Below are 20,603 nucleotides of genomic sequence, written 5' to 3' on the forward strand. Positions count from 1 at the left end.
CACAGGATAACCCATGCCTCGCTACCAGGGAGAAGCGCAGTACGCGCACGACAGCCCCAGCACGCTCGGCGTGCTGCTGGTCAACCTGGGTACGCCGGACGCCCCCACGCCCACCGCCTTGCGCCGGTATCTGCGCGAGTTCTTGAGCGATCCGCGCGTAGTGGAGGCCCCCCGCTGGCTGTGGTGGTTGGCGCTGCATGGGGTGATTCTGCGCATCCGCCCGCCACGCGCGGCCAAGGCCTACCAAAGCGTCTGGACACCGGAGGGCTCGCCGCTGCTGGCCATCTCGCAGCGCCAGAGCGAGGCACTGCAACTGGAACTGGAGCGGCGCCTGCCGGGCGGGACGCGGGTCGCGCTCGCCATGCGCTACGGCAACCCGAGCGTGCGCGCCGGACTGGAGGCGCTGCGCGCGGCCGGCGCCCGCCGGGTGCTGGTGTTCCCGCTGTACCCACAGTATTCGGCCACCACCACCGCCTCGGTGTTCGATGCGGTGAGCGAGGTGCTGCGCGGCTGGCGCTGGCTGCCGGAGCTGCGCTTCATCAACCACTATCACGACGACCCGGGCTACATCGCGGCGCTGGCCGACAGCGTGCGCGCCTACTGGGCACAGCACGGGCGCCCGGACCACTTGCTGATGTCGTTCCACGGCATCCCGCGGCGCTACCTGCTGGCAGGCGACCCCTACCACTGCGAGTGCCACAAGACCGGCCGCCTGCTGGCCGAGGCGCTCGCCCTGGACCCACAGGCATGGACGCTGACCTTCCAGTCGCGCTTCGGCCGCGAGGAATGGCTCAAGCCCTACACCGACCACACGCTGAAGGCGCTGGCCGAGCGCGGGGTCGGGCGCGTCGACGTGGTCTGTCCGGGCTTTTCGGCCGACTGCCTGGAGACCCTGGAGGAGATCGAGGAGCAGAATCGGGAGGTGTTTCTGCACGCCGGCGGGCAGAGCTACCACTACATCCCCGCGCTGAACGACAGCGCGGCGCATATCGCGGCGCTGGCTGACCTGGTACAGCACCACGCCCAAGGATGGGCGGCCCCACCCGCCGAGGCGCAGCGCCCCGCCCGAGAGGCGGCACGCGCGCGGGCGCTGGCGCTGGGTGCCGAGCGCTAGGTGCGCGAATCACCGCGCCTGCGGCTCGGCATCAGCAGCTGCCTGCTGGGCGAGGCGGTGCGCTTCGATGCCAATCACAAGCACGACGCCTACCTGACCGGTACCCTGGGGCAGTTTTTCGACTTCGTGGGCGTATGCCCCGAGGTCGCGATCGGCCTCGGTGTACCACGTCCCCCCATACGCCTGGTGGGCGATCCCGACGCGCCGCGTGCCGTCGGCGTGCGCGATCCGAACCTCGATGTGAGCGGTCCGCTCACCGCCTACGGCGCGGAGACCGCGGCCCGCCTGCCCGACCTGGCGGGCTACATCTTCAAGAGCAAGTCGCCGAGCTGCGGGGTGTTCCGCGTGAAGGTCTACCCCGAGGGCGGCGGTCCGGGCCGCACGGGGCGTGGGCTGTATGCCCGCACCTTCATGCACGCCCAGCCCCTGCTGCCAGTCGAGGAGGAGGGTCGGCTCGGCGATCCCGACTTGCGTGACAACTTCCTCGAGCGCGTGTTCACCTACGCCCGCTGGTGCGAACTCATGGCCGAGGGGCTCAGCGCGGCCGCTCTGGTGCGGTTCCACGCGCACCACAAGCTCAGCCTGATGGCGCACGACCCGCGTGCGCCTGCCCAGCTCGGGCGCCTGGTGGCGGCCGGCCCGCGCGGCCACGGCGGCGATCTGGCGGCCCTGGCCCAGGCCTACATCCAGCTTCTCATGCCCACGCTGCAGAAGCCGGCCACCATCAAGCGCCACGCCAACGTGCTGCAACACTTGGCCGGCTACCTCAAGCGGGACCTCGACGCCGAGGACCGCGCGGAGCTGGCCGAGCTGATCGACGCCTACCGGCGCGGCGAGGTACCGCGCGCGGCGCCGCTGGCCCTGTTGCGCCACCACTTCCGGCGCCACCCCGACCCCTACATCGGGACGCAGGCCTACCTCTATCCGCCCACCCGCGCCGAGCGTCTGCTACGCGGGATCTGAGTCCTGGCCGCTAAGCCGTGGCGCTTTGGGCCCGGACCGCAATTCAGCATCCTGTCGGCTGCGCGGCAGCCGGGACATGGCGCTGCATTAAACGCGCCTACGGATGAGCACGTGCAACTCTGCCTCGAGACAAAAAAAAGGGCCGGCGAACCGGCCCCCTTTTTTCTTCCCGTCGGTCGAACTTACGAAAGCACTTCGCCCTCGTAGTCCGCCAGACCCGGGTTGCCCTGCACGTTCTTCAGCTTGGGCACATTCATCTTCTTGATGGTGGCGACCTTCTGATCGCGCAGGTACTCGGCCACCACGTCCCACACCTGCGGACCGGGCGATTGCGAACCCACGGTCGCCCAGCCGGCCACCTTGTAGTTCTTGTTCGCCTCGACAGGGGTGCCGTCGTCCAGGCGCATCTCGCTGACGCGGTTGCCGATGGAGGCGGTGGGATCGAACACGAAGTCCATGCCGCCCACGCGCACCATGTCGCCGCCCTGCTGCAGGTAGGGGTCGGGGTGGAACAGGTTGTCGCCCACATCCTCGAGGATCAGCTTGATCATCTCGCCGGTCATCTCCTGCACGTAGGTCTCGGAGTAGGTGGTGCAGGTCTGATCCAGCACGTGCTCCATGGTGATGGCCTGCCCCGGCAGCACCGTGGTGCCCCAGCGGAAGCCCGGTGACAGGGCGATCTGCGCGTCACCCACGATGCGCTGGGCGTCGCAGATGATCTGGTCGAAGGTGCCGTTGAAGTTGCCGCGGCGGTACAGCAGCGTGTCGGCCACCGCCAGTTCCTCGGTGAGCTTTTCGAGGTAGGGCGCCCGCACCTTCTCGATGTACGCGCTCATCTCGCGGTCGGGTTCGATCAGGTTGGAGAAGATCGGCACCAGACGGTACTGGAAGTCGCGCACCTTACCGTCCTTCACGTCCAGGTCCAGTACCCCGAGGAACTTGCCATTGGAACCGGCGTTGGTCACCAGGGTCTTGCCGCCGCGGTTCTCGACGACGCTCGGCGCCGGCATGCCGTCGTGGGTGTGACCGCCCATGATGGCATCGATGCCGGTGACCACGGAGGCCATCTTGAGGTCCACGTCCATGCCGTTGTGCGAGATCACGATGACCGCGTCGGGCTTCTCGTTCTCGCGCACCTGGTCGACCATGGCCTGCATGTCCGCGTCGCGGATACCGAAGGTCCAGTCGGGGATGAAGCGCTGCGGGTTGGCGATGGGGGTGTAGGGGAAGGCCTGGCCGATCACCGCGATGCGGGCACCGCCCACTTCTTTGATGGTGTAGGGCTTGAAGGCGTGGCCGGTCATCTCGTCGTAGGCCTCGGCCCCGTCGAACATGGCCTCGTCGCGCACACGCACGTTCTGCGCCACGAACTCGCCGTTGAAGTCCTTGATGTTGTCCAGCACCTCGTGGTCACGGTAGGTGAACTCCCAGTGACCGGTCATCACGTCGACGCCCAGCAGGTTGGTGGCCTCCACCATGTCCTTGCCGCGTGTCCAGAAGGCGGTGCCGGAGCCCTGCCAGGTGTCGCCGCCGTCCAGGAACAGCGTGTTGCCGTCGCCGCGCTCGGCGCGGATGCGCTTGACCAGCGTGGAGAGGTGCGCGAACCCGCCCACCTTGCCATATTTCTCCGCGGCCTCGGCGAAGTTCAGGTAGGTGAAGGCATGGGCCTCGATGGAGTTCGGCTGAATGCCGTAGTACTCGAGCAGGCGCTGTCCGACGATATGCGGCGGCCGGCCGTGCATCTCGCCGAGGCCAAGGTTGACGCTCGGCTCGCGAAAATAGACGGGCAGGAGCTGCGCGTGGGTGTCGGTGGTATGCAGGATGGTGACATTACCGAACTTGGGCAGCTCGTACAGGTCGCTAGGCGCGTTCTTAGACGCGCTCCCGCTGTTACATCCGGGCAGCAGGCCCGCGGCGCCCGCGATGCCCATCAGCTGGATGAACTGGCGACGATTCATCGACATTGGAAGACTCCTCAGTGGTCTATGCTACTTATTTGCGAGCTAAGCTATCGCGCGTCGCGCGGCCCGCGAACCCGGCCGCCCGAGTGGGCCGCTTGCAGAACTAATGAGCGGCAATAGCGCCAAAATTTATCACCTTTGCCTGAAGAGGCAAAGCTAAAGGCCTATGCGGCGCGCAAACGGCCCTCATAATGCGACCCGGCGCGCATCTTCGCAGTTCCCCGCCCTACTCATTCCAGGCTGCCCGCCCCGCGCGGTCCTGTTACCATACGGCGGTATCCGCGAGGACGAGGATTTATGCCCTTTTTTCTTAATGCAAGCCCTCGGCTGGGCGCCCCCACGCACACACAAACCACTGCCAAGTGCTTGGCTATGGCGGGCATTCTCTGGGCAGGTGCGGCGACGGCCGGATGCGACGACCCGCCGGGGCCGGCGGTGAATTGGACCGCCTGCGACAAGCGCGAGGCGCAACTGGCAGGGGCGGACCTGCGCAGCGCGGTGCTGGGGCGGGCCGACTTCAGCGGGGCGGACCTGCGCGGCGCGAACCTTACGGGGGCGGATCTGTCCTTTGCCAACCTCGCGGGGGCGCGGCTGGACGACGCCCAGCTCGCGCAGGTGCGCTTTCTGGGGGCCAACCTGAGCGACACGGTGTTTACCGGGGCGGACCTGATGGGCGCCCGCTTCGAACGCACCACCTTGACGGGGGGGAGCCTCGCCGGTACCCGCCTACGTCAGGCCAACTTCTACCAGACCCGGGCCATCAACGCCGACCTGCGCGAGGCCGACCTCACCGGCGCCGACCTGCGCCAGGCGGTGCTGAACGGCGCACGGCTGAGCGGCGCCATTCTGCAGGAGGCGAACCTGATGCGTGCCGAGCTCGAACAGGCGGATCTGTCGGGCACCGATCTCACGCGCGCGCGGCTGGACAACGCACGTCTGGTCGGCGCAAACCTCAGCGGTGCCGACCTCACCCGTGCCCAGCTACCGGGCGCCAACGTCGACGATGTCATCCTGGACGGCGCGCGCCTGGACAACACCACCTGGGCCGACCGGCGCCGCTGCCGGCCCGGCTCTATCGGCGAGTGCCAATAGGAGCGGGCTCGCTCAACCGCTCAGCGCAGTCGACGGTGGGTCAGCGCCGGGAAGGTCCGCCGGATCGACGCGAGCCGCTCGCGATCGAACTCGGCCACCACCACGCCCGACCCGCGCGCGAGGCGGGCGACCACCACCCCCCAGGGATCGACCACCATGCTGTCGCCGTGCGTCTCGCGGCCGTTGACGTGGTAGCCGCCCTGGTCCGCGGCGATGAAGTAGCACTGATTCTCGATGGCGCGGGCGCGCACCAAGGTCTCCCAATGGGCGCGGCCGGTGACGGCGGTGAAGGCCGAGGGCAGCACCACGAGGTCCATCTTGGCGGCCGTCATGCGCCGGAACAGCTCCGGGAAACGCAGGTCGTAACACACTGACAGACCCAGGCGCCCGAACGGGGTATCGACCACCACGACCTCGGCGCCCGGCTCGATGGTGCGCGACTCGGTGTAACGCTCGTCGCCCTCCAGTTCCACATCGAACAGGTGGATCTTGTCATAGCGCGCCGCGCGCCGACCCTGGTCGTCGTACAGCAGGCAGGCCGCGCGCACCCGGCCCTCGGTGCTGGCCGCGAGCGGAATCGTGCCACCGACCAGCCACACGCCGTGGCGCGCCGCCTGCTCGGCCAGAAAGTCCTGCATCGGGCCGCTGCCGTCGCGCTCGGCAACGGCCAGCTTGTCCTCGTCGGCCATACCGAAGAACGCGAAGTTCTCGGGCAATACGACCAGGCCGGCACCGGCCTCGGAGGCCTCCGCCACCAGGCGCTCGGCCTCCGCCAGATTGGCCGACACGTTCGGCCCGGACGCCATTTGAATGGCCGCCACTTTGTGCTTCATTGTCCCCCCGCGCCGGCAGCCGGCCGCAGTTCCAGTTCCACAACGTCCCGGCGCGGGGCGCCGGGCACGAGTTCCACACGATCCGAGTCCAGCCCCAGCGCGATCAGCCAACCGCGCAGCTCCTGCGCCCACAGCGTCCCCGCTTCGCCGCCCGGGTAACGCACCGTCAGGCGCGCGTCGGGCTGCGCCGCCGCGGCCTCGAGGGCGGCGGCGACCGCCGGCAATTGCAGCACCCGCTCGCCGTGGCGCGGCATGGCCCACGCCTCGGCGCTGATGGACCAGGGCGAGGCCACGGCGGGCAGACTCAGGAAGGCGCACAGGAGGGCGCACAGGGCGTACTTCATGGGCCGGGAGAATACCACAGGGACCGATCCGCCCGCGCTCACTCGTCGACGTAATCCGGCGTCCGGGCCGGTGCGGCGAGGCGCGCCACGGTGGGGGCATCCCACGGCCCTGTCACGCTGTAGCGGGCGGTGACCGCCTCGTCCACGCTGCTGCGAAACAGCTGCTGCGCGATCAGGAGCACCGCGCCGACCTGCGGCCCCCAGGCCAAGGTCCCCGCGATCGGCGCCGCTTGGCCGATGTGCGGCACCACCGTCACGCGATGGTCATAGGCGCGCCCCACCAGATCCGCGTTGCCGGTTACGGCGATGCGGGCCGCGGGGCCTTGCATGCGAAAATCCTCGGTCACCGCCCGTCCGCCCGCGAACCGCAGGCTGCCGCGTGCCTCATCGAAGCGAAAGCCTTCGTAGAACACGTCGCGAAAGTCCAGCCGCAGGCGGCGCGGCAGGACACTGATGCCGAGCAGGCCCACCAAGCGGCCCGCCCCCGGCTCGACCTCGTGCAGCGCGCCCTCGTACAGTTCCAGACGCAACGCCCCGTTCACAGTCTGCGGCTGGGGCCGCCACGGTGCGCCGAGCCAGAACATCGAGCCCTCCACGCGCGACCGCCGTGCATCCAGCCCTTGCCACAGGCCCAAGGCACGCGAGACCTGCACCACGTCGCGCGCCTCCATCGCGCCGCTCACACTGAAGCGGTCGCCACCGGATCCACGCTGCCATTCGGCGCGCGCATCCGCCGTCAGCAGACCGCCGCGCAGCGTGAACCCGCTGATGTCCACGCCCCGAGGGCGCCGCGCCACTTCGGCGTTCAACGCGCCCAGCGGTAAGGCCTGATAGCTGAACTCCCGCACCTGCACGCGGGCGGCCGGCAACACGCCGGGGTCGAAGCCGTGGGGCGACGTCGCAGGCTGGCCGACCGGCGAAGCCTCCGTCGCGGGCGAAGCCGCGGAATTGACCAACCCAAGGCGCGCCAGAGCGATCTCCCAGCGCAGGCGTGCCAAGCCGGACTCGGTGTCGCCCTCGGCCCCGGAACCTCGCTCGAGGGCGGGCCAGCCCGCGATATCCAGTCGCTCCAGGCGCCCACCGACGTGGACGCTGCCGGCTTCGGGGCGCGCCGGCGCCTGACCGCCGAAGCCGATGGCGGCGGCGGTTACGGCCCCGTCGCGCAGATGGGCACGCACTGCGTGCTCGCCGTAGCGCACCACCAACGCCTGTCCGTCATCCTCCGCGCCGGTCAGGTCGATGCGCGTCGTGCGGGATGCCTCCGGCGCCTTGGCGAACGGCTCCGGCAGCTCCACCGCCAGGCCCGCCAGATCCGACTCCGCCCGAAACGACCAGCCGTCCGCCGCGCCGCCGCCCAAGTCCAACGCGACCTGCCAGTCCGACTCGCCGGCAAAGACCTCCCCCGGCAGACGCAACCAACGGGCCGCCTCCTCGCCCGGCACGCGCGCCACGCCGCTCACGCGATGGCCGCCCGCCTCGCCCGGACGTACCGCGCCGTGCAGCGTGGCGCTGCCCCAGCGGCCGTGCAGGTCCTCGCCGCGAAAGGCGCCGTCGGCGAAATCGAGCGTCCCGTTCAGGTGGGTCAGGGTGAAGGGGCCGCGGGTCAGTTGGGCATCGCGCAGCGTCGCCGTCCCTGACCAATGCAAGGCCGCCTGCTCACGGGCCGCGCCGATCGGCAGCGTCAGGTTGAAGGCGAGGTCCGTCGGCCCCGCCACCGCCAGGTCGTCGAGCGCGGCGGGCGTCACCTGCCGCAGCGGCGTGTCGCGCGCGATACGCAGCAGATCGTCGACCGGCCCCGTCGCCGCGGCCTGAAGTTCCAGCACCGGGCGGCGCAGGTCGGCAATACGGGCGGTGGCCTCGCCGAGCTCGGCATTCAACAGGCGCCCTTCCCGCGCGCGCACCTCCAGCCCCCGCCCAACGATCGCCACCTCCGCCTCGCCGCCCTCCAATGCGGGCCAGCCGGGGGCGAAGTGCAGGCCGAGGTCACGGACTCCGAATCGGGCCTCGAAGGTGCCCCCCGGCGGGGGAAATCCGGTCACCGGGCCGCGGTAGAGGACTTCGCCTCCCGTTACCGCACCGCCGATGAAGGCCTCGTCCAGCCACTTGACCGCGGCCTCGGGCATGATGCGCGCCGGCACGTAGGGGGTGACCTGGCGCGGGTCGGCGCGCGCCACGGCCACCGCGATGTCCAGCGCGGCGGGACGCCCCTGTTGCGCGGGACGCACGTTGCCACGCACGGTGGTGGCGAGGTCGGCGTTCTCCACCGCGACCTCCTCCACATCGATGCGCCAACCGGCGGCGTCCTCATGGACGCGCAGCGGCCCCTCGATGCGCGCGCGCAGCGGGGCACGGAACAGGCGCGGAAAATCGAACTTCGCCGCGGGCGCGGCCAGCCACACACGGGCGCCCTCGGGACCGGCTACGAAGCGGCCTGCGACGCCCTCCACCGCGGGCGCCACGCGCCAGGCCGACTGCCGGAACTCGCTGAAGCTGCCCGTGTAGGTCCAGGCGCCGCCGGCGCTGCGCGTCGCCGCCAGATCGCGCAGCTCGGCGCGCGGCGCCGCCTCGGCGAGGTAGTCGGCCAGCAGGCCCTGCTTGGGGGTGAACGCCTTACGCAGCGCGTCGACCTCATTGGGCGCGAGGCTCGCCACCATTAGCTCCATGCCACCGTCCGCACCGGCGGCGCGCAGCGTCAGCGGCGCCTGCCGCTCCTGTTGGCGCGGGCCGCGCAACGCCGTGTCCAGCGCCCACCCCCGGCGGGTGAACTCCGCGCGCGCCTCGCCCCGCAGGAACGGCCACAACATCCGCTGCTCGAGCGCGACGTACCGCAAGTCGAGTGCGCCGTCGGCCGCCAGGCGCCCGTCGCCGCCGGTCAGCCGCAGCTCCAGACTGCCCCGCCCCTTCAGGCTCTTAGGCGCCCCCGTCAGGCGCGCGAGCGCCTCCAGCGCGACGGCCTCGGCCGCGACGCCGCCGTCCACGCGCCAGCGGGCCGGCTCCCGCGGCGCATGCGCGGCCTCCACGGCCAGATCCAGGGCGAGGCGGCCGCCGCCGCTCAGCTGCGCGCGGCCCGTCAGCCGGTGCTCTCCCCGCGCGCGCTCGAGGCGCAGATTCACCCGCTCCAAGGCCGGTGCCCCCTCCCAGTACAGTCGCGCGCCCCGTAGTTCGAGCCGCTCCTGGGCCAGCAGCCAAGCGTAGACCGCACCGTTGCGCGCCCGCGGCTCCTCGCCCTCGCCCCAGCGGGCCGACAGCCGCGCGAGGTCCGCGCGCGAGAGGCGCAGATCCAAACCTTCGAGGATCAAACCGTCGGACTGCACGCTGCGCGCACGTGCGCTGGCCAGCAGGCTGATCGGGACGTGCAGGCGGTCGAAGGCGACGACCGTGCCGCCCTGCGCGTCCAGCAGGGCGGCATCGTGCAGGGTGAGGGCGGGATTGCCGCGCACCAGGGCGAATTCGATCTCGCCCACGCGCACCGGCTGGCCGAGTTCCTCGGTCACCCAGCGTTCGATCATGGGGTGGGCGTCGTCGACGAACTGGCGCGTGAGCGCGAAGGCGATCGCCACCAGGATCAGCAGCAGCGCGGCCGTGCCGAGCAGCGTGCGGAGCGCGCGGCGCAGCCAGACGCGGGCGAGGGATGGCGGAGCAGGGTGCATCGTGACGAAGGCCCTACATCAAGACCACGTCGTACTGCTCGCGGGTGTACAGCGCCTCGACCTGGAACTTGATCGGCTTGCCGATGAAGGCCTCCAGTTCGGCGACACTGGTGGATTCTTCGTCGAGCAACAGATCGACCACCTCGCTCGAGGCCAACACCAGAAGCTGCTGCGCATCGAACTGGCGCGCCTCGCGCAGGATCTCGCGGAAGATCTCGTAGCACACCGTCTCGGCCGTCTTGAGCTGGCCGCGCCCGCCGCAGGTCGGGCAAGGCGCGCACAGCACGTGCCCGAGGCTCTCGCGGGTGCGCTTGCGGGTCATCTCCACCAGACCGAGGGCCGACACTTCGCAGATGTTCGGCTTGCCGTGCACGTCCCGCTCCAAGCCCTTCTCCAGGGTGCGCAGCACCTGACGCCGGTGCTCCAGATCGGTCATGTCGATGAAGTCGATGATGATGATGCCGCCGAGGTTGCGCAGCCGCAGCTGACGCACGATGGCCTGCGCCGCCTCGAGGTTGGTCTTGAAGATGGTCTCGTCGAGGTTGCGATGGCCCACGAACGCGCCGGTGTTGACGTCGATCGTGGTCATCGCCTCGGTCTGGTCGATGATGAGATAGCCGCCGGATTTCAGTTCCACCCGGTGCGCCAGCGCCTTCTGAATCTCGTCCTCGACGTTGTAGAGGTCGAAGATCGGGCGCTCGCCGGGGTAGTACTCGATGCGCGGCACCAGCTCGGGAATGAACTTGGTGGCGAACTTGTGCACCTTCTGGTACGTCTCGCGCGAGTCGATGCGCACCTTTTCCACTGCCGCGCCGACCAAGTCGCGCATGGTACGCATGACGAGCGGCAGGTCCTCGTGGATGAGCGTGCCGGGCGGCTCCGTGCGCCCGCGCTCCTGCATCGCTGTCCACAGCTTCTGCAGGAAGCGCATGTCAGCGTGCAGTGCCTCCTCGCTGGCGCCCTCCGCCACCGTGCGCGCGATGTAGCCGCCGCCGCCGAACTCGGGCACGGCGGCGCGCAGGATGGCCTTCAGACGCGCCCGCTCCTCCTCGCCCTCGATCTTCTGCGACACACCGATGTGCTCAGACCCAGCCATGAACACCAGATAACGAGACGGGATGGAGAGGTTCATGGTGAGCCGCGCGCCCTTGGTGCCGAGCGGGTCCTTCACCACCTGTACCAACAGCTCCTGCCCCTCCCGCAGCAGCCGGCCGATGTCGGCGTTACCCCCGTTGGCATTGCCGTTGCCGTTGCGCTCCTGCCCCGGCACGGCCACGTCGGAGGCGTGCAGGAACGCGGTGCGCTGCAGGCCCACCTCGACGAATGCCGCCTGCATGCCTGGCAGCACGCGCACCACGCGGCCCTTGTAGATGTTTCCCACCAGCCCGCGGCGGCGGGTGCGCTCGATCTGCACCTCCTGCAGCACGCCGTTCTCCACGAAGGCGACGCGCGTCTCCTGCGGGGTCACATTGATCAGTAACTCTTCACTCACGCTGACTGTTATTCCTGGCCGCCGAACAAGCGCAGACCCGCGCCCCTCAGCAGCTCACCGGTTTCGAACAGCGGCAGGCCCATCACCCCCGAATAGCTGCCTTCGAGGCGCGTGACGAACAGCGCCGCCTTCCCCTGGATGGCGTACGCCCCGGCCTTGTCGGCCGGCTCACCGCTTTGCCAGTATGCTACACGTTCTTCCGGGGTCAGCGGCCGGAACGTCACGGCGTTCTCGGACACCCGAACCCCCTCCCCGGCATGGCCCGCCAACGCCACCGCCGACAGGACACGGTGGGTGCGCCCCGACAGCCGCGCCAGCATATCCAGGCCCTGCGCCTCGTCGCGTGGCTTGCCGAGCACCTCGCCGTCCACGGCCACCAGCGTGTCGGCCCCCAGCACCGGGCGGCGCTCGCCCGCCGGCAGCAGTGCCATACCCGCGCGCGCCTTGGCGAGCGCCAGCCGCGCAACCAGCGCCTCGGGCCGCTCGCCGGCCCGCGCGCGCTCGTCCACCTCCACCGCAAGCACATGGAAGCGCACGCCGATCTGGACCAGCAATTCGCGTCTGCGCGGAGAGTTAGAGGCGAGGTAGACGTCAAAAGGTTCCATAGCTTCTCATTTGCAAGTTCACTCGAGGGGAACGACGCGCGAGCCGGATCCATGAGGCGCCCGTTGCGCGCTGGCAAGGCGCAGAGGAAATCAGGCCGTCATCAACGATGGTACGGGTGGTTGCGCAGCATGCTCCAGGCGCGGTAGAGCTGCTCGGCGACCACCACGCGCACCAGCGGGTGCGGCAGGGTGAGTTTGGACAGCGACCACAGCCCGTCGGCGCGTTCGCGACATGCATCGGCCAAGCCCTCGGGGCCGCCCACCAGCAGCGCCAGATCACGCCCGTCGGCGAGCCAGCCCTCGAGCTGTGCGGCCAGCTGTTCCGTGCTCCACTGGCGCCCCTGGGCGTCCAATGCGATGAGCTGCGCGCCTGCGGGCACCGCCGCGAGCTGTCGAGCCCCTTCCTCGCGCATCAGCCGCGCGAGGTCGGCCGCCTTGGTACGCCGCCCGGCGGGGATCTCCACCAACTGCAGGGCGCACTCGGGCGGCAGGCGGCGCGCATACTCCTGGTAGCCGGCCTCCACCCAGGCGGGCATGCGCTGGCCGACCGCGATCAGGTGTATGCGCACCGCCGCCCCCGCCGCGCCGCTACGCTAGCCGTGCTCGGAGCGCGGCACGCTCCACAGCTTCTCGAGGTTGTAGAAGTCGCGCACCTCGCGCAGCATCACGTGCACCACCACGTCGCCGAGGTCCACCAGCACCCACTCGCCCTCGCGCTCGCCTTCCACGCCGACGGGCATGACGTGATGCTGCTTGGCCTTGGTCACCACGTTCTGGGCCAGCGACTTGACCTGACGGTCGGAGCGGCCGGTGGCGATCACCATGATGTCGGTGATGCTCGACTTGCCACGCACGTCCAGCACGTGGATGTCCTGCGCCTTGAGATCCTCTAGGGCCTCGACGACGATGTCTCTTAGGGTTTCTGGTTCCATCAAGCCTCGCTCGTACCCGCGGCCGGCGGCGCGGGTCGGTAAAGTCCGTGGTGCGCGATGTGCTCGCACACCGCATCCGGCGTGAGAAAACGCAGGCTGCGCCCGGCCGCCGCCTGCGCGCGCAACTGCGAGGCGGAGATACCGAGCGCGGTGACCTGCAGGGTGATCAGGTGCCCGGCGGGTCGCGCCCGCAGGGCCGCGGCGTCGCGCACGCGCGCCGCCCACAAGGGCCGCAACGGGGCGGCCATGTCCTCTGCGGGCGCCGCCCCGGGGCGGGTCATCACCGCCAGGTGGGCGAGCGCCGCGAGCCGTTCCCAGCGATGCCAGGTGTGCAGCCCGAGAAAGGCATCCATGCCGAGCAGCAACACCAGCGGCGTCGTCCCCACTTCCGCGCGCAGGGACTCCAGCGTATCCACGGTGTAGGAGGGGCCGGTGCGGGAGAGTTCGCGCGCGTCGACGCGAAACCGCGACTCCCCGGCGACGGCGAGACTCACCATGGCGACGCGTTCGGTAGCCGGGGCCGCGGGCGCGGCGCGGTGCGGCGGCCGGGCCGCGGGAATCAGGCGCAACTCGTCCAGCGCCAAGGTCTCGACCGCCTCGAGCGCTGGACGCAGATGCCCATAATGGACGGGGTCGAAGGTGCCGCCGAGCAGGCCGATCAAGGGGTGCTCGTCACTCGCGGACGTGCCCGTCCCCGAGCACGATGAATTTCTGCGAGGTCAGCCCTTCCAGGCCCACCGGCCCGCGCGCGTGGATCTTGTCGGTGCTGATCCCGATCTCGGCACCCAGCCCGTACTCGAAGCCGTCCGCGAACCGCGTGGAGGCGTTCACCATCACGGAGCTGGAGTCCACCTCGGCCAGGAAACGGCGCGCCCGTCCGTAGTCCTCCGTGAGGATGGACTCGGTATGCCCGGAGCTATGCGCATGGATGTGCTCCAGCGCCTGCGCGAAGTCGTCCACCACGCGGATCGAGAGGACGGGGGCGAGGTACTCGGTGTCCCAATCCTCGTCGGTGGCGGGCACCGCGTCCGGGACCAGCGCGCAGGTGGCGGGGCAGCCACGCAGCTCGACGCCCTCGGCCCGGTAGAGTTCGGCTAGGCGCGGCAACACCGCCTCGGCCATGCGCGCGTGCACCAGCAGCGTCTCCATGGTGTTGCAGGTGCCGTAGCGCTGGGTCTTGGCGTTGAAGGCCACCCGCACCGCCTTGTCGAGGTCGGCCGCGGCGTCGATGTAGACGTGACACACCCCGTGCAGGTGCTTGATGACCGGCACGCGCGCCTCCTCGCTGATGCGCTCGATCAGGCCCTTGCCGCCGCGCGGCACGATCACGTCCACGTACTGCTTCATGCGAATCAGCTCGCCCACCGCGGCGCGATCGGTGGTCTCCAGCACCTGTACCGCATCCTCCGGCAGACCTGCCTCGGCCAGCCCCGCCTTGATGCAGGCGGCGATGGCCCCATTGGAGTGGAACGCTTCGGAGCCGCCGCGCAGGATGGCCGCGTTGCCCGACTTCAGGCACAGCGCCGCGGCGTCCGCGGTCACATTGGGGCGCGATTCGTAGATGATGCCCACCACCCCGAGCGGCACGCGCATACGCCCGACCTGGATGCCGGACGGGCGGTAGTTGAGCCCGGTGATCTCCCCGACCGGATCGGCCAGGGCGGCGATCTGCTCCAGCCCCTCGGCCATCGCCTCGATGCGCGCCGGGTTCAGCTCCAGGCGGTCGAGCAGGGCCGCGTCCAGGCCCGCCGCGCGGCCCGCCTCGAGATCGCGCGCGTTGGCCTGCAGCAGCGCGTCCTGCTCGGCGCGCAGCCTGGCGGCCATGGCCGCCAGGGCCTGGTTCTTGACGCGCGTGGGCGCGCGCGCGAGTTCCCGCGCCGCGGCGCGCGCGCGCTGCCCCACGGCTTGCATGTATGCCTGGACGTCCTGTTCGGCGGCAGCCGTCGCTTGCACCGCGGTGTTCATAGCCTACCTCCCGCTCACGCCGACAGCGGCCGCGGCACGAAGCGCACGCCCGCCATCCCAAGACTCAATTCTAACAACTCATCCCACGGCGCGCCGGATTCCGCACCCTTGGCCACCCGGTCGCAGCGCGCCGCGAGGCGCAGCAGGTTCTCGATCCGGCCCACCGACAACCGCCGCAGCGCGGCGCCGGTCGGCGCCTTGCGCTTGTCCCACACGCGTGCCTGCGCCATCGCCTGCCCCGCTGCCTCGCCGGCGGCCACCCGGCGCGCCAGGGCGTGCAACGCGCGCAGTTCGCGCGCCAGGGCCCACACCACCACCGGGGGCTCCACACCTTCCCCGCGCAGGCCGCCGAGGCTGCGCGCGACCTGCGCCGCGTCGCCGGCCAGGGCGGCGTCCACCAAGCCGAACACGTCGTAGCGCGCGCTGTCCGCCACCGCGCCCGTCACCGCCTCCAGATCCACCGGGCCCTCGCCGAGCAACAACGCCAGCTTCTCGACCTCCTGCGCGGCGGCCAGGAGATTGCCTTCCACGCGCTCGGCGATCAGCGCCGCCGCCTCGGGCGTAGGCTGCAAGCCGCGCGCGCGCAGGCGCTGCGTGAGCCACGCGGGCAGCCGGGACGCTTCCACCGGCCACACCGCCACCACCACCCCGGCCCCCTCCAGGGCACGGAACCAGGCGGTGCTCTGCGCCCGCTTGTCGAGCTTGGGCAACTGCACCATCAACAGTGCGTCGGCGGGCGGATCGGCGGCATAGGCGCTGAGGGCCTTGCCGCCCGCGTCGCCGGGCTTGCCGGTCGGCACCCGCAACTCGATCAGCCGCTGCTCGCCGAACAGGCTCAGGTTGCCCGCGGCAGCACCGAGGCGGCTCCAGTCGAAGCCGGTCTCGACGGTGAGCACCTCGCGCTCGGTGTAGCCCTGCGCCCGCGCCGCGCGACGCAGGGCATCGCAGGCCTCGCCGTGCTGCAGGGGTTCGTCGCCGGTGACCACGTACACCGGCGCGAGCGGCTTGCGCAGCGCCGCGTCGAGCTGCTCAGGGCGCAGGCGCATCGGCGCCCCCAGAGCTGTCCCCGGAGCTGTCCCCGGATTCATCGTCGGTCGCCCCAGGCTCGGCCGAGGCACCCCCGCTGCGCCCCGCGGCGGCGATGCGCTGCAGCATCTGATTCACCGCCATCTCCAGCATCTCGCGCTGCACCACCTCCTGCTCGCCGAGGCGGCCGAGCGCCGCCTCGCCGGGATCGAAGGTCACCGCGCGCACCAGCTCCACCGTCTGCTCGCCGACCAGAATCTTGCCCGCCCGGTCGCGCACCTCGAAGCGCAGCGCATAGACCAACTCGTACTCACGCACTTGGCCGGCGCTATCCACCGACAACACGCGCCGGTCGCGGCGCTCGTCCAACAAGCGCAGGCGCGCGGTGGCGGCGCGTGCTTCGGTGGTAATCCGCGCCCCGGCGGCCTCCAGCGCGCGGCGGGTGTGATTCGCCAGCTCGTTGGAGACGCCCTGCGCCTCCACCCGCGTGGCCTCCATGCCCGCGGGCAGACTCACCGCGCCGCGCAGGCGAAAGCCGCAGCCGCTCAGCCACGCCACCAGCAGGACCAGCACCAGCAGGTGCCACAGCGTCGTCGCCTGCCCCACGCGGCGCATGCCTCAGGCCACCACGATGTTGACGAGCTTGTTGGGCACCACGATGACCCGCTTGACGGACTTGCCTTCCAGATAGCGGGCGACATTCGGCTCGGCCAGGGCCGCGGCCTCCACCGCGGCGCGCTCGGCCGCCACGGCCACCTCCACCTCGCCGCGCCGCTTGCCGTTGACCTGCACCACCCAGGTAAGCGCGTCGCGCTGGAGTGCGCTTTCGTCCACCCGCGGCCAGGGGGCATCCACCACCGCGCCCTCGTGCCCCAGCGCGTTCCACAGCGCGTGGCAGACGTGCGGCACGATGGGGGCGAGCATCAGGACGGCCGCCTCCAGGCCCTCCTGCACCAGCGCGCGCTCGGCCGGGTCGTTCCCCTCCACCTTGTACAGCGCGTTGATGAGCTCCATCACCGCGGCGATGGCGGTGTTGAAGGTGTGGCGGCGGCCCATGTCGTCGCTGACCTTGGCCAGGGTCTCGTGGATCTGGCGCCGCAGCGCGCGCCCCGCCTCGCCCTCGCTCTGCGCGGCCGGCGCGGGCACAGGCCCGGCCGCCGCGTGATCGGCGACCCGCTTCCACAGGCGCTTCAAGAACCGGAAGGCCCCCTCCACGCCGGCGTCGGACCACTCCAGGGACTGCTCCGGCGGGGCGGCGAACATCATGAACAGGCGCGCCGTATCGGCGCCGTAGCTGTCGATGAGTTCCTGCGGGTCCACCGTGTTGCCCTTGGACTTGGACATCTTGCCGCCGTCCTTGAGCACCATGCCCTGCGTGAGCAGATTCGTGAACGGCTCGTCGTGGCGGATCAGGCCGGCGTCGCGCAGCAGCTTGTTGTAGAAGCGCGCGTACAAGAGGTGCAGGATGGCGTGCTCGATGCCGCCGATGTAGTGATCGACCGGCAGCCAATAGTCGGCGCGCTCGTCCAGCATGGCCTCGGCGTTGTTCGCGCTGCAGTAGCGCGCGTAATACCAGGACGATTCCATGAAGGTGTCGAAGGTGTCCGTCTCGCGCTCGGCCGCGCCGCCGCAGCGCGGGCACGCGGTCTGGTAGAACGCGGGCATCTTCTTGATCGGCGAGCCCACGCCCTCGAAGGTCACCTCCTCGGGCAGCACCACCGGCAGGTCCTCGTCCGGCACCGGCACCGCGCCGCAGGACGGGCAGTTGATGATCGGAATGGGCGCGCCCCAGTAGCGCTGGCGCGACACGCCCCAATCGCGCAGGCGGTAGTGCACGCGCTTGGCGCCGAGGCCCTGCGCCTCGAGGTGCGCGGCGATGGCCTCGAAGGCCTGTTCCGAGCTGAGCCCGCTGAACTCGCCGGAGTCGACCAGCACGCCCTTGTCGGTGTAGGCCGCGGCGGAGACGTCCGGCGCACCGCCCTCGGCGGGCGCGATGACCGGCTTGATGGGCAGGCCGTACTTGTGCGCGAATTCGTAGTCGCGCTGGTCGTGGGCCGGCACGGCCATCACCGCGCCTTCGCCGTAGCCCATCAGCACGAAGTTGGCGGCATACACCGGCACCTCCGCGCCGCTGATGGGATGGCGCGCCGTGAGGCCGGTATCGATACCCACCTTCTCCGCGGTTTCCAGCGTCGCCTCGGCGGTGCCGGCGTGGCGGCATCGCTCGATGAACTCGGCCAGCGCCGGGTTATCTGCGGCCGCGCCGAGCGCGAGCGGGTGCTCGGGCGCTACCGCCACGTAGGTCACCCCCATCAGGGTGTCCGGGCGCGTGGTGAAGACCTTGAGCGGCTCGGCGGCGCCCGCCACGGCGAACTGCAGCTCCACGCCCTCGGAGCGCCCGATCCAGTTGCGCTGCATGGTGCGCACCTGCTCGGGCCAGCCCTCCATGCGGTCCAGCTCGCTCAAGAGTTCGTCGGCGTAGGCGGTGATGCGCATGAACCACTGCGGGATCTCGCGCCGCTCCACCTCCGTGCCGCAGCGCCAGCAGCCGCCGTCCACCACCTGCTCGTTGGCGAGCACGGTCTGGTCGTTGGGGCACCAGTTCACCGGCGCGGTCTTCTTGTACACCAGCCCCTTCTCGAACAGGCGGGTGAACAGCCACTGCTCCCAGCGGTAATAGGACGGCGCGCAGGTGGCGAGCTCGCGCCCCCAGTCGTAGCCGAAGCCCAGGCGCTTCAACTGGACGCGCATGTACTCGATGTTCTCGTAGGTCCACTTGGCCGGCGGCACGCCGTGCTTGAGGGCGGCGTTTTCGGCCGGCAGGCCGAAGGCGTCCCAGCCCATGGGCTGCAGCACGTTCTTGCCCTGCATGCGCTGGTAGCGGCTGATCACGTCGCCGATGGTGTAGTTGCGCACGTGCCCCATGTGCAGGCGCCCGCTGGGGTAGGGAAACATGGACAGGCAATAGAACTTCTCGCGTTGCGGGTCCTCCACCGCCCGGAAGCTCTGGTGCGCTTCCCAATAGGCCTGCACGTCGGCCTCGATGCGTTCGGGGTGGTATTGCTCGTCCATTGCCATGGGTGCCTGTTTGCCTAGCGGAAAAGGATCAAGGATACCGCACGGCCGGAAGCGGCCACAATCGCGGCTGTCGGGCGCCGATCGGGGGAAGCCAGGGAGGCGCACCGCGCCGCCCGTGAGGGTCGGATTGGCGGTGCAGGAGGCGGGGCATCCATGCCCCCGGAGAGTGCCCGCTAGAAGCGGTAGCCGACGTTGAGGCCGAGCGAGATCGGCGTGACGGTCCATCCGCCGAAGCCATAGACATCCGCCATCAGGCTTTCGTAATCGCTACCGTCGCGCAGAGACATCGACAAATCCATCGTCCAGCGGTCCCAGTTGTAGCCCGCCCCCACATGCAGCAACCAGCCCGAGAAATCCACGCTGCCGCCGCCCGCTTCCCAGGATTCGCTGAAATATCCGGCACCCACGTAGCCCTTGAAGCCCTCGCGGCGCAGGTTGCCCCCCCACAGCCCCATGACCTCAAAGCCCTTATTATCCAGGTCAAAGTCTGTGTGGCTGGTGGAGTAATAGAGGAAGCGCGCGCCCCAGTTATCGTTGAACGCGCCGGTGGCGCCGAAACCCCTGCCGCGGAACCGGTCGGTCTCACCGCTGTAGCCGTTCCATTCCGTGCTGTAGCTCTGGGTCTGCAGGCCCACGAACACGGAATAAGCCCGCTCCGTCGCCGCCGCGCCCGCGCTGGCAACCAGCAGGCCGGCACCCGCACAACCCACGACCAGTTTCTTGTAGTTCACGTTGTAATTGCCCTTTTGTTGTTGTCGAGACGTCATCCCGTCGTTAGAGGACGCCTACTCCGTGGCGGGGCCATCTTAACGCATGGCGCGCACCCTTTGCGCCGGCGCGGGAATAGCGCAGACTTGAGTGATAGAGACCGCACTGAACGCGGAGGAGGAACGGTGACCAAAAAGGATGAACAAGGGCCCGAGGGCCACGACGAGCGCCTCGCCCACGGCTACAACCGCATGCTGGAGCGGGTGCGCGGGCTGCTCGCGCGGCCCGGCGAGCCTTCGCGCCTGCAGCACGCGATCGAGATCGCCAAGGAGCGGGCACAGGAAGTCGGCGAACTCACCCGCGAGGAGGCCGAGCGCATCGCGGCCTACATGCACCGCGACCTGCTGGACGCGGGCAACTACTTGTCGAGCACCGGCAAGGCCATCGACGACTGGCTCAGCTTCGAGTGGGCCTATGCGGAGGACTGGATCAAGGAGATGTTCTCCAAGGTGGTGGACCAGTCGCGGGTGGAACTGGAGCAATTCACGCGCACCCCGCGCAAGCTCGGCGAGCGCTACTCCGGCGAGGTGACCGCGCCGGGCGTGTTCGTTTGCGACCGCTGCGGACACGAACTCACGCTGACCCGCACCGGCCATATCCCGCCCTGCGCGCATTGTCACGGCACGGTGTTCTGGCGCCGCTACGGCGCGGAGACGCCCGACGAGAGTTGACGCCGCCTAGGCGGCTTCGGTCACACACATCCGGCGGGGGCATACAGCATTGCGCCGCTGGCGCGGGATACCGCGCGGGCCTCCAAGTCCCTTCGAGACAATGCGCCGG

Annotated in this window: 18 protein-coding genes; 4 read left to right on the forward strand and 14 right to left on the reverse strand. The window is 70.1% G+C overall.

Features of this window, described 5'->3' with window-relative positions:
* Positions 1-13 precede the first annotated feature (13 nt).
* Positions 14-1,114, forward strand: coding sequence for a ferrochelatase (locus HUS23_04330; GenBank protein ID QKT03087.1), 1,101 nt, complete (start codon positions 14-16; stop codon positions 1,112-1,114).
* Positions 1,115-2,077 carry a DUF523 and DUF1722 domain-containing protein gene (locus HUS23_04335; protein QKT03088.1) on the forward strand — a complete coding sequence of 321 codons (963 nt, stop codon included), beginning with the start codon at positions 1,115-1,117 and terminating at the stop codon, positions 2,075-2,077. It abuts the gene before it with no gap.
* A 182-nt stretch (positions 2,078-2,259) separates the two neighbouring features.
* Here the strand turns inward: HUS23_04335 and soxB are convergent, their stop codons facing one another.
* Complete coding sequence (gene soxB, locus HUS23_04340) at positions 2,260-4,041, reverse strand: thiosulfohydrolase SoxB (GenBank protein ID QKT03089.1); 1,782 nt, start codon at positions 4,039-4,041, stop codon at positions 2,260-2,262.
* A 369-nt stretch (positions 4,042-4,410) separates the two neighbouring features.
* On the opposite strand from soxB, the gene HUS23_04345 reads away from it, so the two are divergent.
* Positions 4,411-5,130: a pentapeptide repeat-containing protein gene (locus HUS23_04345; protein QKT03090.1), complete on the forward strand. Its 720-nt coding sequence runs from the start codon at positions 4,411-4,413 to the stop codon at positions 5,128-5,130.
* A gap of 20 nt (positions 5,131-5,150) precedes the next feature.
* Here HUS23_04345 and HUS23_04350 read toward each other — a convergent pair whose 3' ends face one another.
* The 13 genes from HUS23_04350 to HUS23_04410 form a co-directional block, all read right to left on the reverse strand.
* Entirely contained in the window at positions 5,151-5,963 is an 813-nt protein-coding gene (locus tag HUS23_04350; GenBank protein ID QKT03091.1) for a carbon-nitrogen hydrolase family protein, read from the reverse strand.
* Positions 5,960-6,307 (reverse strand): hypothetical protein, encoded by a 348-nt coding sequence (locus tag HUS23_04355; GenBank protein ID QKT03092.1) that lies wholly within the window; start codon positions 6,305-6,307, stop codon positions 5,960-5,962. Before HUS23_04355 ends, HUS23_04350 begins: the two co-directional genes overlap by 4 nt.
* Positions 6,308-6,345: 38 nt before the next feature.
* Positions 6,346-9,957, reverse strand: coding sequence for a hypothetical protein (locus tag HUS23_04360; GenBank protein QKT03093.1), 3,612 nt, complete (start codon positions 9,955-9,957; stop codon positions 6,346-6,348).
* A gap of 13 nt (positions 9,958-9,970) precedes the next feature.
* The gene (gene rng, locus HUS23_04365) at positions 9,971-11,449 is read right to left on the reverse strand and encodes a ribonuclease G (GenBank protein QKT03094.1); all 1,479 of its coding nucleotides are present in this window, start codon (positions 11,447-11,449) and stop codon (positions 9,971-9,973) included.
* Between the two features lie 8 nt (positions 11,450-11,457).
* Entirely contained in the window at positions 11,458-12,054 is a 597-nt protein-coding gene (gene maf, locus HUS23_04370; protein ID QKT03095.1) for a septum formation inhibitor Maf, read from the reverse strand.
* Between the two features lie 101 nt (positions 12,055-12,155).
* Positions 12,156-12,623, reverse strand: a complete 468-nt coding sequence (gene rlmH, locus HUS23_04375; protein ID QKT03096.1) for a 23S rRNA (pseudouridine(1915)-N(3))-methyltransferase RlmH — start codon at positions 12,621-12,623, stop codon at positions 12,156-12,158.
* 24 nt (positions 12,624-12,647) lie between these two features.
* The gene (rsfS, locus tag HUS23_04380; GenBank protein QKT03097.1) at positions 12,648-12,986 is read right to left on the reverse strand and encodes a ribosome silencing factor; all 339 of its coding nucleotides are present in this window, start codon (positions 12,984-12,986) and stop codon (positions 12,648-12,650) included.
* On the reverse strand, positions 12,986-13,648 hold the full coding sequence (gene nadD, locus HUS23_04385) for a nicotinate-nucleotide adenylyltransferase (protein QKT03098.1): 663 nt from the start codon (positions 13,646-13,648) through the stop codon (positions 12,986-12,988). Before nadD ends, rsfS begins: the two co-directional genes overlap by 1 nt.
* 10 nt (positions 13,649-13,658) lie before the next feature.
* The gene (locus HUS23_04390; protein ID QKT03099.1) at positions 13,659-14,951 is read right to left on the reverse strand and encodes a glutamate-5-semialdehyde dehydrogenase; all 1,293 of its coding nucleotides are present in this window, start codon (positions 14,949-14,951) and stop codon (positions 13,659-13,661) included.
* Positions 14,952-14,965: 14 nt separating this feature from the next.
* Complete coding sequence (locus HUS23_04395) at positions 14,966-15,997, reverse strand: DNA polymerase III subunit delta (protein QKT03100.1); 1,032 nt, start codon at positions 15,995-15,997, stop codon at positions 14,966-14,968.
* Positions 15,981-16,583 carry a hypothetical protein gene (locus HUS23_04400; protein ID QKT03101.1) on the reverse strand — a complete coding sequence of 201 codons (603 nt, stop codon included), beginning with the start codon at positions 16,581-16,583 and terminating at the stop codon, positions 15,981-15,983. The genes HUS23_04395 and HUS23_04400 overlap by 17 nt, the downstream gene beginning before the upstream one ends.
* 12 nt (positions 16,584-16,595) lie before the next feature.
* Entirely contained in the window at positions 16,596-19,049 is a 2,454-nt protein-coding gene (locus tag HUS23_04405) for a leucine--tRNA ligase (protein QKT04967.1), read from the reverse strand.
* Between the two features lie 179 nt (positions 19,050-19,228).
* Positions 19,229-19,786, reverse strand: coding sequence for a hypothetical protein (locus HUS23_04410; GenBank protein ID QKT03102.1), 558 nt, complete (start codon positions 19,784-19,786; stop codon positions 19,229-19,231).
* Positions 19,787-19,948: 162 nt separating this feature from the next.
* Between HUS23_04410 and HUS23_04415 the strand changes: the two genes are divergently transcribed.
* Complete coding sequence (locus HUS23_04415) at positions 19,949-20,494, forward strand: zinc ribbon-containing protein (protein ID QKT03103.1); 546 nt, start codon at positions 19,949-19,951, stop codon at positions 20,492-20,494.
* Positions 20,495-20,603 lie beyond the last annotated feature (109 nt).

The sequence above is a fragment of the Ectothiorhodospiraceae bacterium 2226 genome, assembly GCA_013348725.1.
Lineage (GTDB): Bacteria > Pseudomonadota > Gammaproteobacteria.

Coding starts and splice junctions, on each gene's coding strand:
- HUS23_04405 (QKT04967.1), bottom strand. CDS start 19,049: ATGGACGAGCAATACCACCCCGAACGCATCGAGGCCGACGTGCAGGCC.
- maf (QKT03095.1), bottom strand. CDS start 12,054: ATGGAACCTTTTGACGTCTACCTCGCCTCTAACTCTCCGCGCAGACGC.
- HUS23_04395 (QKT03100.1), bottom strand. CDS start 15,997: ATGCGCCTGCGCCCTGAGCAGCTCGACGCGGCGCTGCGCAAGCCGCTC.
- rsfS (QKT03097.1), bottom strand. CDS start 12,986: ATGGAACCAGAAACCCTAAGAGACATCGTCGTCGAGGCCCTAGAGGAT.
- HUS23_04360 (QKT03093.1), bottom strand. CDS start 9,957: ATGCACCCTGCTCCGCCATCCCTCGCCCGCGTCTGGCTGCGCCGCGCG.
- soxB (QKT03089.1), bottom strand. CDS start 4,041: ATGTCGATGAATCGTCGCCAGTTCATCCAGCTGATGGGCATCGCGGGC.
- HUS23_04355 (QKT03092.1), bottom strand. CDS start 6,307: ATGAAGTACGCCCTGTGCGCCCTCCTGTGCGCCTTCCTGAGTCTGCCC.
- HUS23_04345 (QKT03090.1), top strand. CDS start 4,411: ATGGCGGGCATTCTCTGGGCAGGTGCGGCGACGGCCGGATGCGACGAC.
- HUS23_04350 (QKT03091.1), bottom strand. CDS start 5,963: ATGAAGCACAAAGTGGCGGCCATTCAAATGGCGTCCGGGCCGAACGTG.
- HUS23_04330 (QKT03087.1), top strand. CDS start 14: ATGCCTCGCTACCAGGGAGAAGCGCAGTACGCGCACGACAGCCCCAGC.
- HUS23_04390 (QKT03099.1), bottom strand. CDS start 14,951: ATGAACACCGCGGTGCAAGCGACGGCTGCCGCCGAACAGGACGTCCAG.